This window comes from Treponema endosymbiont of Eucomonympha sp. (genome assembly GCF_001028545.1).
In genome coordinates, this window is the sequence record NZ_BBPW01000018.1 from 1 (window position 1) to 12,263 (window position 12,263).

A 12,263-nucleotide genomic window follows, 5' to 3' on the forward strand; every position below is an offset into this window, starting at 1 on the left:
ACAGGGAAGGCGGCGCGGCAAGAACGTCTAGTTCTGAGGCGCGGCAAAGAGACGGCGCACACAAGGCGGTGAATAATGCCCCGGACGGAGCCCTTTTGCAGACCGACGCACTCACCGCGTTTGAAGTCGCTGAAAACCGCTTTTACGCCGGGGACGGCAACCCGCTCTGCGCGTGGAACGCCGGCACGCTCCAGTCTATGTGTCCCGCCGCTTTTTCCTGCATCGTCGAGACGCATGAATGGACGGAACAGCGGCGGCTGTCCCGCGCCGAAATCGAACGCTGGTTCGCCCCCGATTCGCGCTATGGAGGGACGCTCCGTGCCTTTATAGACGAAGACGCACACGGCGGGGCTGACGCGCCCCGCGCGGTCGCGGAGGCGCTGCTCAGCGCGGCTGACGCGGGGCAAACGGTCGAGTGGAAGATCGCTGCGGCGGTGGGGCAGATATGGTACAAGCTTGATTGCTGATATATACAAAGATGCAGTATCAAGGAAGGAAAGAATTACGGCAAGGAATTCATTTTATTTTGACGGGATGATTATCTTGCAATCATCGGTACCAGTTGGTTTTGTATCATAACAAAACTGAAAGAACTTACGCAAATTGGATAAATGTATCAACGTGGAAACCAAAGGCTAGGTAGTGTTGACGGAAATATAGATGTGTAGAGAAAACACCTGATATGAATAGCAACGGTGAATTTTGCGTAGCGCGTGGCGATTCCCCACCAGCTTTTGAGGGTAGCGAAGACGATTTCAATAAAATATTCTATAGCTTGCTGTGGAGTATTTTATTCATGCCTCCCATTTTACCTCTTTTCCTTTCTCCCGTCCACGCTACTTAGTGCATTTCAATATTCAAGGCAATACCGCGAATATTGACTTAAGAAAAACAACCAATATGGATGATTCAAGGCTTAATACAAATATATTTGGTCTTCAAAGCAGGACAAAAAAGACAAATGGCAAAAACATTGTTGTTGATAAGTATGCTCGGTGGAGTATCGGTGCGGAGCAATTGATGAAGGAACAGATAAAACGCTGAAAGAAGTATGAAAAGAAATCAGCAAAATACAAAATACGGTTTTTAGAAACAGAAGACGAGTGCGTTCATTCTCTGCTGCAATCTGCACCGGCATATAGTCCGACACAGATTGCAGTATTCATAAAAACATAATTTCGAATAAGATGCTCGCAACACACCCAGACGCAAAGAAAAAGCTATAGGGTGGTAAATTTTGAACGGGTGGACGTTTTATAAACACGGTAAGCAAACACAGAAACACATATGCGATAACAAATTACGTAAAATCACCGGAAACAAAAGAACAGTGCAGACGATTCTATGCGGCACCGAATGAATTACAACAATCTGTGTTTGACTGATTTTTAATCAATACTTTTAAAGTATCCGCTAAGAAACGTGGTTTTTTAATTTGTATAAACATTGCGCAAAATCAATATGCAGCAGGCTTTTTTTGTATAAACACTTGAAGTATTATTTATATTCATATATACTGCCGACCCGTGGGAAGCTAATCCCTCGATATTTTACTCAATAAGGAGTTTATTGCTATGAGAAAGCCGCTCATTACGGCGCTTACCGGAACGGTCGTTCCGCTGGGCGCGCTGAGGACGGAGCAAAGTTGCGGAATCGGCGAATATTCCGACCTCGAAGCGTTTGCCGATTTTTGCAAAGCGGGAGGGCTTCGCGCCATTCAGCTGCTGCCCGTGAACGACACCGGAACCGAAAGTTCGCCGTACAGCGTGTGCTCGGCGTTTGCGCTTCACCCGATATACCTTAGTATTGCGCGCATTCCGGAATACGCCGCCGTGCCCCGCGCGGAAGCGGCAGTAACGCAGCTTCGCGAAAACTTTGAACATCTTCCCCGCTTTTCCTACCGCGAGGTGCTTGTCCAAAAACTTGCCATTCTTCGCCTGCTGTACGACGAAAACGCAAAAACAATTGCGGAAGACGCCGAGCTGCGCACGTGGATAAAAGCGAATCCGTGGATAACCGCTTATGCGGTCTACAAAGAGTTGAAACGCGCAAATGCGGAATCCTCGTGGAAGGAGTTGCCGCCGGAATGCCGCGTAGCGCCGACGCTGGACATACACGACCGCTGGTACAACCCGGAGCTTCGGGCAAACCACCTTTTTTTTGCGTGGGTGCAGTTCCGCGCGGACGAGCAGTTCAAAAAAGCCGCCGAGTATGTCGCGTCGCTCAGTATCATTCTGAAAGGCGACATCCCTATTTTGCTGAACGAAGATTCCTGCGACGTATGGGCGCACCCCGAATTCTTTAACCTCAAAATGCGCGCGGGTGCGCCGCCAGATATGTACAATGCGGCGGGGCAAAACTGGGGCTTCCCCGTATACGACTGGGACGCGCTTAAAAAAACGGATTATTCGTGGTGGAAAGACCGGCTTTTGCTCGCGTCCCGCTATTACAAAGCCTACCGCATAGACCACATTCTGGGTTTTTTCAGAATCTGGCAGATGAACGCTGCCGACGTTACCGCTTATCTGGGGCGTCCCGACCCGATTCTGCCGATTTCGAAGCGAGAATTGCTCAAAACGGGTCTTGATGACGAGCGAATCCGCTGGATTTCAAAGCCGCACGTGCCGACAGAAGCCGTGCAGAATGCGGCTGGCGGCGATTATTCTGCCGCGCACGGGTATCTGAATATGTTGCTGGACAGAATTGGCACTGAGGAACTGTGGCTTTTCAAGGGGAGTGTCGCGGGCGAAAAAGATATTCTGAACGCCGCTATCCCGCAGCCCGTAAAAGACGTGCTGATGAACTATTGGCACGATCGAGTCCTTTTTGAATACGCGCCGGAAAAATTTTCGCCGTTATGGACGCATGCCGGTTCGAGCGCGTGGAAGACGCTTTCCGAAGAAGAAAAAGCCGCGCTTGAAACGCTTTTTGAAAAAAAGAGCACGGCTATGGAAAAGAAGTGGGAGGAACACGCCCGCGTCATCCTGAAGGAACTCGTCGGCTGTACGAATATGATTGCCTGTGCCGAAGATTTGGGTGTTTCGCTTCACGGGGTGTCGAAAGTACTGAAAGAGCTTTCTATTTTAAGCCTTCGGGTTGTCCGCTGGAACCGTTTCTGGGCAAGGAAAGGCGAACCGCTTGTTCCGTTCGCGCAGTATCCGCAGCTAGGGGTAACGACGCTGTCGGTGCACGATTCAAGCACCACGCGGGAATGGTGGGAAAAAGAAGGTGGCGCCGCGTTGATGCTCCAGACGCATAAACGGGCGGCAGGCAAAACTGCTGGAACAACATATACTTCCGACGTTGCGGACTGGCTGCTACAGCTGGCGGCAACGTCCGCAAGCGTGTACTGTATTCATCCGATTCAAGATTTTCTTGCGTTGTGTGCCGAATATTACAACCCCGACCCGAAGAAAGAACGGATAAATATGCCGGGTACGGTGAGTGATTTCAACTGGACGTATCGGCTGCCGACAACAGTCGATATGTTGCGCAAAAACGCCAAGCTCGTAAAAGCTATCTCTACGCTTTCCGAAGCACATAGAAAAGCATTCAAGAAACAACGTGAAAAAGCAGCGGACGAGGGGTAAAACGAGTTGCCATTTTGGCGCGGGACAGATACAGGCATTTATAGAGGGGAACATATGAAGCAGCGTAGTATTTCGGACTTTCTCGCGGCGCATAGCGCGCTTTCATGGAACGAGTTTCATATTTCACGACGCGTCCGCGAGGCGTGCCGATTTGACGACGCGCTCTTTGCGTCGAGCGGAAACGCTGTGCTTGCTGACGTTAAGGCAGCACGTCTGTTTGCGCAAAAGCTCAACCGACTGATTGCTGAAACAACAAACCCCGACCAGCAGGTAAAAGCCAGCGACATTAACGCAATGGGGCTTATCGACGAGGCACTGCACCTGTGTTGTGGACTGTTTCGGCAGCGCGTAGCCTCTGATTCGTTTGACCGATTGCTCGCGGAGGCGGAAATCCGGTTCGGGAAAGACGCTGTTGACTCGTTGCTCGGCACATTTTGCGCGGAGTTCTCTCCGTTCGCCGTATATAAAGGGCAGCAATCTGTCGTTGAATACCTCGCGGGTTCCGCCATAGACGGCGCGACTGGACAGGTGCGCTCAAACCGTATTGCTGCGCTGGAAGAACTCCTTTTGCTTCAACAGGCGAACGAAAATCCTGCCTTTAAACCTTTTACACTGCTGTTTAGCGACGCGGAACTGGCAAAAAACCCGTTTTATGCCGAAACGCGAAAAGTGGTCACCTCGTTCTTCAGAAAACTGCCGCCGTTCGGTCCGAACAATAACGACTTGATAACTATGTTGAAAGAACCGGTGGCGTTCAGTCCATACAACCTGCGCGGTCAGCTTGATTACATTTTGAACTACTGGACGGAGCCGTTGGGCATACGGTTCGATAGGACGCTTTCCGGCGTCGATTTTTTAACAGAAGAACACAAAGCGGGCTGGTCACCAACAACTGGCGATTCGCCGCCAATGGCTCCATATTCCTACGATTCGCTCGTGAAAGAATACGAGCGATTCAGTGCCGACCGCGACTGGATGCCCAAAGTGGTGTTGCTTGCAAAGACGACGCTTGTGTGGCTGGCGCAGCTTTCGCGGACATATGGGCGGGAAATCGCGCGGCTCGACCAGATTCCCGACGAAGAGCTAAACCTGATTGCGGAGCGCGGGTTTACCGCATTGTGGCTCATCGGCTTGTGGGAGCGGAGTCATGCGTCAAGCCGAATCAAGCGCTTGTGCGGAAATTCTGAAGCCGCGGCAAGCGCCTATAGCCTATATGATTACGAGATTGCAGATAATCTTGGCGGCTGGGGCGCACTCGATAATCTGCGTAAACGCTTGCACTATCGGGGCGTTCGCCTTGCCGCCGACATGGTGCCGAATCACACCGGAATCGACGCTAAATGGGTAATGGAACACCCCGACTTGTTCATGCAGCGGCGCGACTGCCCCTTTCCGCAGTATTCGTTCAACGGCGAAAACCTGTCGCAAGATTCCCGCGTCAACGTCTACCTTGAAGACCATTATTACACAAAAAACGACTGCGCCGTTGTATTCAAACGCGTCGATAGCGCAACTGGCGACACACGCTTCATCTATCACGGGAACGATGGCACAGGACTCCCGTGGAACGACACCGCGCAAATTAACTTTTTGAATCCCGCAGCCCGCGAGGAAGTGATACAAAAAATCCTGCACGTTGCACGGAATTTCCCCATAATCCGTTTTGACGCGGCTATGGTGTTGGCAAAAAAACATATCCGCCGTCTGTGGTACCCCGAACCCGGACACGGGGGAGACATTGCGACCCGTGCGGAAAGTGCAATGAGCGCTGCTGATTTTGAGCGCGCTATTCCCGAAGAATTCTGGCGCGAAGTGGTAGACCGTGTCGCGTCAGAAGTGCCAGACACATTGTTGCTTGCTGAGGCGTTTTGGATGATGGAAGGTTACTTTGTGCGCACGCTCGGTATGCACCGCGTGTACAACAGTGCGTTCATGAACATGCTGAAAAAAGAAGAAAACCAAAAGTATCGCGAAACGATTAAGAACACTATGGAGTTTGACCCGCAGGTCATGAAGCGATTCGTGAACTTTATGAACAACCCCGACGAAGAGACCGCCGTCGCGCAGTTCGGCACGGGCGACAAGTATTTCGGCGTGTGCACCTTGCTCGTTACAATGCCGGGCTTGCCAATGGTGGGGCACGGGCAAATAGAAGGTTTTACCGAAAAATACGGCATGGAATATGTCCGCGACTATCAAAACGAAACGTCTGACCGGCAGTTGCTTGAACGACACGAACGAGAAATATTCCCGCTGATGAAGAAACGTTCTCTCTTTGCCGGAAGCGAAAACTTCCTTCTTTACGACGTATGGAATAATGGGAGTGTGAACGAAAACGTGTTTGCCTACTCGAACAGCGCCGGAAATGAATACGCCGTCGTATTTTACAACAACACGTACGAACGCGCGTCGGGCTGGATTAACCGCTCGACACAATACATGATAAACGGCGAGGGGCTGCACACAAAAACACTCGGTGAGGCACTGGGCATATCGGACAACATGCGCGAATTCTACGTGTTTCGCGAAATGCGCTCGGGGCTTTGGTATACCCGCTCGTCTGTGGATATACTTCGGAACGGCTTGTTCGTGGCACTCAACGGTTTTGAGTGTCAGGTGCTGGTCGATATCCGGCGCGAAACCGACGATGAAACCGGCAAATGGGCGTTATTGAATCACACGCTCGCCGGAAAAGGCGTTCCCGATATCTCGGTCGCGCTCCGCGAAATATTCTTAAAAGATTTGTATACGACATTTGGCGCATTTGCGTCAGTGGAATTTTTTGACGCGGTGAAAACACTTTCGCTTGTTCCTGTTCAGGGAATGTATGATGCGGCGACCGAAACACATATGTCCACCGAGTCAAGCAGCGCAACGGCAGAGAAACCGCGCCAAATATTAGACGCAGCATTAGAAAAAGTGCGTCCGGTGGGTGTCAAATTTTTTCAGACGCTCGCTTCATTCATTAACGGCAACTATGGCGCGGCAGAAGTACTCGGCAGGGAACTCGATATGCCGAAAACACAGGAAAAAACGGCGAAGACACCTTCCCGTGCCGACACGGTTCTTGGCACAGCGGAGAGCGCTGCAATTCTGATTTATGTAAGCGACTCTGACTACGAGGAACTATGGGAACAATTTTCTGCCCGGATGACGCACTTTGTGTCATATATGCAGAAAATCAACCGCTACACCGCTTCCAATACAAAGAAACCGCCAGCACGGGACACGTTGCTTGCGCCACTTGCCGATTCGCTCGGCGATATTCCCGCGCTTACGGAACTGCTTGCGGGCTTTATCATGCTTTATTCACTCGACGATATTGTCGGCAAGAATGCGCCTCAAACCGGGGCGCGTGACCTGATTACACAGTGGGGGTTGGACTATAAGTTCGTCGATATAGTGAGTTCGCTTCGGCAGGTTCCCCGCGCTACGCTTGCGGCGACCGCAGCCGCTCTGACTGAAATATTCCCGCTCGCGTCGCTTCCGCCCACGGCGGCAAATCTTGGCAAAACAGCGCACGGCATTGCGGCGGCACTGCTGGACGCGCCGTCCGCGGCGGTAACGCTCGGCAAGAACACGTTCAGCGGGCAGGTATGGTTTAACAAAGAATTGAGCGACAAGACATTCGCGCTTGCCGTGCTGTTCCCGCTTCTGGTCTCGGCGGAAAAGCCCGACAAACTCAGTGCGCGAGCTAAGCTCTACGAAACGCTTATCGCGGCGCGGGAAAAATCCGGGTATAAGGCTGACGTGTTTTTGAAGGCATTGGGCGTGGAAGAGACGGAAAAAGACTGACGGAACAATCCGTTATGCCTTATCCGTATATGCGTCTTGATTAAGAAAGAGCGCCGCTCGGAACGGAACCAGGTGTTGCTCTCTTTGTCAGCGCTGACAGTAATACGCCGGAAAGGATATGCCCGGCGCAATTTTTGCAAGCGCTGCGTCAAGCGAAGCGATTCCTGCCGCAGAGCGTAGCACCAATGTTGCCTTCTTTGAAAGCCACTCGGACAGCCGCTGCTTCGGCTCATATTCAAATGTCTTGGTTTCAACTTTTTTGGTGCTGCCGGAATCGGAAATCTCCGCGATAAAGCCGTCGAGTGCGTCGTCATACGAGGCGATTTCGTCGATAAGACGAATGCCGAGCGCCTGTTTTGCCGTATAGATTCTGCCGTCGGCGATTTTCCGTACCTCGCCGTCAGTCATTCCGCGCGCCGCCGCGACAATTCCTACAAACTGGTCGTAGCACTCGTCCGCGAGCGACTGCATAATCGCCCGCTGCTCGCTGGTGAGCGGGCTGTCGAAGCCGAACATATTCTTGTTGCTGCCCGCGGTAATCGTCGTAACCTTGACCCCGAAGTGTTCCATAAGCTCGGTCAGGTCGACGGACTGCCCCGCAATGACGCCGATTGAGCCGGTGAGCGTGTTTCGGTTCGCGCTAATGCGGCTCGCGGCGCAGGCGATATAATACCCACCCGACGCCGCAATCCTGCCGAAATGCGCCCGCACCGGCTTGGCGGCGGCGTAATCGCGGAGCGCGAGAAAGGCCTCGTCGGTCTCGTACACGGAGCCACCCGGCGAATCAACGTACAAAAAAATGCCGCGGTTCTTTTTGTCCTGCTTCAGCATATCGACCGTGTCCAGCAGCCAGTCCTGATTATACTCGCTGCCGTCTTCCATGATGACGCCCGTAACGGACAGCACGGCGACATACTCCGACGAAATGTGCTTTTTGTCGCTGCGCGTCCGCCTGACGGTCGTCTTCGTGCCGACGAGAGACAGCGCCGCAATGCCGAGCGCGGCGGCGACTATGACGATGAATATGACCAGCCCTGTTTTGCCGCTATGGGAATGCCCGCCGTCGTGCGTCATATCGATTCCCCTCCCGTTTTATCGCCGAGCAGTATCGCCTTCGCGCCGTCCCGCGTTGCATCTGAAGTCTGCGCCGCGCTCGGAATCCTGATCAGCGCGTCGGAGGCAAGCGTATTTGTCTTTAAGAAGCGGTACGCGACGGCAAGCGTCGTGCTCGCGTATGGCCACAGCAGCAAAAAGCCTGCGCCGAGCGTCAGGCACGAAAGCGCGCCCCAGCCGGCGAAGCTGAGATACAGGAGAAAGAGCCTGCCGCAGTATCCTTTCGTGATAGCGACGCTCGCGTCGAGCGCCTTGATTACGGATATGTCGGGGTATTCCGCCACAATATTGAATACCTGCGAATACGCGAGCGCCCGGTTGACGAACACTGCGTACAAACCCGCGGCGACGGCGAGCGTCGGGAAAGCGAAAAGCGCGTGGTCGAAGAGGGAAACCCCCGACAGGGCGGACGCTGCGCCTGCGGCGAGCGCAACGAACAGCGCAATGCCCGCGAGCGCGAACGCGCCGCCGGCGAGCACAAGCGCCCACAGCCCGAGCCGCAGCGAATGCCACAGGTAGGCAAGCAAGCCGCGCCACCACCAGCACAGCCCCTCCAGAAAGGTGCCGAACGAAGCTCGCCCGCTGTCCGCGCTGAACAGGATATAGTACCGGCTGACGGCAAGCCCCAGCGCGCCGGTGATTAGCCCCGAAAGCAGGTACACCGCCAGAGCCAGCGTCGGGCTTTGGGTCTTGGACAGTTCCGCGGCGAACGCGCCGTAATCGCGGGTTTTGACCGAGTCGAGCAGGACGGACAACTGGTCGGCGTATTGGACGATTGTCGGCGCGTTGAGCAGCGCGTATACGGCGCCCAGAATCAGCGTGAGTAGCACCGGCGTGCCCCAGTGCCCGCGCAATTGCCGCAGCGCGTCGCGCTTGAAGGCGTGTATGCTAAACATGCGGGGCATTCTAGCGGACGGGGCGAGTCAGGTCAACGGCGATACCCGTGCGGAGCACGAGGTAACGACAGAGTTCGCCGCAAGTCTTCGACGTGCACCGAGTGTACTTGCGCACACTCGCGGCGCATAGGGACTTTGCCTATAAAGGGCATACACGAGACACCTGTAAGGGTAACGCACAGTACAGAGGCGGCGATATGGACGGCAGAGAGGCAGGACGCGTCCGCAATAACGTAAGGGGTTGTGTCATATTTGCCTTTCTCTATAAGAGAAACGTCCGCCGTCGTTAAAGCGTGCGCGGCTTTCTCCTTCCCATCTGTGAATACGAGGATAACTGCCGGCGTGTCCCGTTCTTTCTGGGCTTTGGAAGCCTTTCGGATAAAGTCACTATCAAACTCACTGCTAAAGTTTCCGCGTAACGTAGAGTCTTCAGTTCCTTGAAGTGAAACAACGTTCCGTTCGCCAGAATATCCATATCGTCGTTTTCAGGATTAATCCCTCTGCCTTCCCAGCCGACGCCGTTCAGCAGGTCGGTGTCGAAGCGCACCCAGCAATGCTTGCCGGTTTTGCTTGTGCGGTACACCTCCGGCTTGACTCCCGCCGCCTTGAGTCGTTGCTCCGACTTGTTAATCTCGCTCTGAAAGTATTCGTAAATCGTCGTCTTGCCGCCCGGTTCCGAATTGTACCCGTCGCAGTCGCCGTGCACATGCGCGCCGTTCTTGAAGTAGAAGTCACAGTCTCCGTCGTCATACTTCGCTTCCTTTGGTCTGCGTTCCGCGCCCGCCGTCCCGCGTCAGTTCCTGTCGGCAGGCGACAAACGCGCTCGCCCCAATTCCCAGCACGCCCACCGCTACGGCTGCGCCAGTCAAAAACCTTCTCATTGCATTCATCTTTTGCCTCCAATACGTTTAATATGCATAAAAGCATACAATATGTTCCGCGCTCTGTCAATCTTTTTAGGCTGTTTTCGCGCCCAAAAGCGGCAGCCGCGCCGCCCGCGCGGGAGGTTCTCGCTAGGCTAGGTAGTGTGGACTGGAAGGTAGAGGAATAAACACCTGACATGAATAGCGGCGATGAAGGAAGCGGTGAGCTTTGCATAGCGCGCAGCAATTCCCCGCCAGCGCTTGAGGGCACGGAAGACGGTTTCAATGACGTGCCGTGCCCGATACAGTTCATGACTGTACGCTCTTTGCTCTTTCCGGCTTTTAACCGGAGGGATGACTGCTGCTATATCCGCTCCCTTAAGCATATCGAGCAATTCGTTCGTGTCATACGCCTTGTCCACAAGGAACGCTTCCGCCTCCAAACCCTCCATAAGGAGAGGCGCTTGGCTGTAGTCCGCGACAGTACCCCTCGTCACAATGCCGCTTGCCGGTATCCCGTACTCGTCGACTGCCAAGTGCAATTTGCTGTTCAGCCCCCTTTTGTGCGGCTGATATCCTGAGTGCCGCCGCGCGCCCTGCATGCGTCCGCGTGTGCCTTGATATACGTCGAATCTATCATACGGATATCCCCGGCAGGCTCGCCTATTGAAGCGTCCGCCAGCGTTTTCCATATTCCCTTGTCCCGCCAGCGGCAAACCCGCTTGTGTATGCTGTTCCGGTTCCCGAATTCTGGCGGTATATCCCTCCACGGAGCGCCCGTGCGCGTCTGCCACGCTACCGCGTTGATAAACAAACGGTTGTCTTTCGCCGCTCCCCCGTGTTTCCCTGCCTGTCCGGACAGCAGGTCTTTTATCCGTTCCCACGCCTCACCACTTATATCATGCCGGTGAATGCCTTTATTTCTTTTCATGCCTCCTGTTTTACCTCTTTTCCCCTATCCAGTCCACACTACCTAGAACAGAGCCTCTCGTTACTCCACACGAGAGCCTCTCGTTCGCCTAGGTAGTGTGGACTGGAAGGTAGAGGAATAAACACCTGACATGAATAGCGGCGATGAAGGAAGCGGTGAGCTTTGCGTAGCGCGTAGCGATTCCGCGCACTTGAAAGCACGGAAGACGGTTTCAATGACGTGCCGTGCCCGATACAGCTCATGACTGTACGCTCTCTGCCCTTTTCGGCTTTTAACCGGAGGGATGACTGCTGTTATATCCGCTTCCTTAAGCATATCGAGCAGTTCGTTCGTGTCATACGCCTTGTCCGCAAGGAACGCTTCCGCCTCCAAATCCTCCATAAGGAGAGGCGCTTGATTACAGTCCGCGACAGTACCGCTTGTCACAATGCCGCTTGCCGGTATCCCGTACTCGTCAACTACCAAATGTAATTTGCTGTTCAGCCCCCTTTTGTGCGGCTAATGTCCTGAATGCCGCCGCGTGCCCCGCATGCGTCCGCGTGCGCCTTGATATATGTCGAATCTATCATAAAGATATCCCCGGCAGGCTCGCCTATTGCGGCGTCCGCCAGCATTTTCCATATTCCCTTGTCTCGCCAGCGGCAAAACCGCTTGTGTATGCTGTTCCAGTTCCCGAATTCTGGCGGTATATCCCTCCACGGAGCGCCCGTGCGCGTCTGCCACGCTACCGCGTTAATAAACAAGCGGTTGTCTTTCGCTACTCCCCCGCGTTTTCCTGCCTGTCCGGGCAGCAGGTCTTTTATCCGTTCCCACGCCTCGTCGCTTATATCGTGCCGGTGAATGCCTTCATTTCTTTTCATGCTTCCCATTTTACCTCTTTTCCCCTATCCAGTCCACACTACCTAGGCGGAAGAGAGGCTCTCGTGTGGGGTAACAAGAGGCTCTGTTCTAGGTAGTGTGGACTGGAAGGTAGAGGAATAAACACCTGACATGAATAGCGGCGATGAAGGAAGCGGTGAGCTTTGCGTAGCGCGTAGCGATTCCGCGCCGGCGCTTGAGGGCACGGAAGACGTTT

Annotated in this window: 9 protein-coding genes and 1 pseudogene; 4 read left to right on the forward strand and 6 right to left on the reverse strand. The window is 53.8% G+C overall.

Going from position 1 to position 12,263, the window contains the following annotated elements:
- The 4 genes from AWU74_RS01755 to AWU74_RS01765 form a co-directional block, all read left to right on the forward strand.
- Positions 1 to 467, forward strand: a 467-nt coding sequence (locus AWU74_RS01755) for a hypothetical protein (RefSeq protein WP_238580121.1), incomplete at its 5' end; no start/stop codon positions are given.
- Positions 468 to 780: 313 nt separating this feature from the next.
- Complete coding sequence (locus AWU74_RS11390; protein WP_162481338.1) at positions 781 to 1,044, forward strand: hypothetical protein; 264 nt, start codon at positions 781 to 783, stop codon at positions 1,042 to 1,044.
- Between the two features lie 530 nt (positions 1,045 to 1,574).
- On the forward strand, positions 1,575 to 3,590 hold the full coding sequence (locus tag AWU74_RS01760) for a 4-alpha-glucanotransferase (RefSeq protein WP_062327003.1): 2,016 nt from the start codon (positions 1,575 to 1,577) through the stop codon (positions 3,588 to 3,590).
- Between the two features lie 54 nt (positions 3,591 to 3,644).
- Positions 3,645 to 7,385: an alpha-amylase family glycosyl hydrolase gene (locus AWU74_RS01765; protein ID WP_062327005.1), complete on the forward strand. Its 3,741-nt coding sequence runs from the start codon at positions 3,645 to 3,647 to the stop codon at positions 7,383 to 7,385.
- Between the two features lie 87 nt (positions 7,386 to 7,472).
- Here the strand turns inward: AWU74_RS01765 and sppA are convergent, their stop codons facing one another.
- From sppA to AWU74_RS01795, 6 genes and pseudogenes are all read right to left on the reverse strand, one after another.
- Positions 7,473 to 8,459 carry a signal peptide peptidase SppA gene (gene sppA / locus AWU74_RS01770; RefSeq protein WP_062327007.1) on the reverse strand — a complete coding sequence of 329 codons (987 nt, stop codon included), beginning with the start codon at positions 8,457 to 8,459 and terminating at the stop codon, positions 7,473 to 7,475.
- Positions 8,456 to 9,394, reverse strand: a complete 939-nt coding sequence (locus AWU74_RS01775) for a DUF975 family protein (RefSeq protein WP_238580122.1) — start codon at positions 9,392 to 9,394, stop codon at positions 8,456 to 8,458. The genes sppA and AWU74_RS01775 overlap by 4 nt, the downstream gene beginning before the upstream one ends.
- Before the next feature lie 286 nt (positions 9,395 to 9,680).
- Positions 9,681 to 10,100 carry a hypothetical protein gene (locus AWU74_RS01780; protein ID WP_062327011.1) on the reverse strand — a complete coding sequence of 140 codons (420 nt, stop codon included), beginning with the start codon at positions 10,098 to 10,100 and terminating at the stop codon, positions 9,681 to 9,683.
- A 40-nt stretch (positions 10,101 to 10,140) separates the two neighbouring features.
- Positions 10,141 to 10,284, reverse strand: a complete 144-nt coding sequence (locus tag AWU74_RS11395; RefSeq protein ID WP_162481339.1) for a hypothetical protein — start codon at positions 10,282 to 10,284, stop codon at positions 10,141 to 10,143.
- Positions 10,285 to 10,412: 128 nt separating this feature from the next.
- A protein-coding gene (locus tag AWU74_RS09905; protein ID WP_202966390.1) for an IS5 family transposase occupies positions 10,413 to 11,188 on the reverse strand; the annotation gives its coding sequence in 2 pieces (ribosomal slippage) (positions 10,413 to 10,825 and positions 10,825 to 11,188; 777 coding nt in all).
- 88 nt (positions 11,189 to 11,276) lie between these two features.
- Positions 11,277 to 12,048 (reverse strand): annotated as a pseudogene (locus tag AWU74_RS01795) (IS5 family transposase).
- Positions 12,049 to 12,263 lie beyond the last annotated feature (215 nt).

Bases quoted from the DNA above. Each gene is read 5' to 3' on its own strand.
- AWU74_RS01775 (WP_238580122.1), bottom strand. From the start codon at position 9,394: ATGTTTAGCATACACGCCTTCAAGCGCGACGCGCTGCGGCAATTGCGC.
- sppA (WP_062327007.1), bottom strand. From the start codon at position 8,459: ATGACGCACGACGGCGGGCATTCCCATAGCGGCAAAACAGGGCTGGTC.
- AWU74_RS01760 (WP_062327003.1), top strand. From the start codon at position 1,575: ATGAGAAAGCCGCTCATTACGGCGCTTACCGGAACGGTCGTTCCGCTG.
- AWU74_RS11395 (WP_162481339.1), bottom strand. From the start codon at position 10,284: ATGAATGCAATGAGAAGGTTTTTGACTGGCGCAGCCGTAGCGGTGGGC.
- AWU74_RS01765 (WP_062327005.1), top strand. From the start codon at position 3,645: ATGAAGCAGCGTAGTATTTCGGACTTTCTCGCGGCGCATAGCGCGCTT.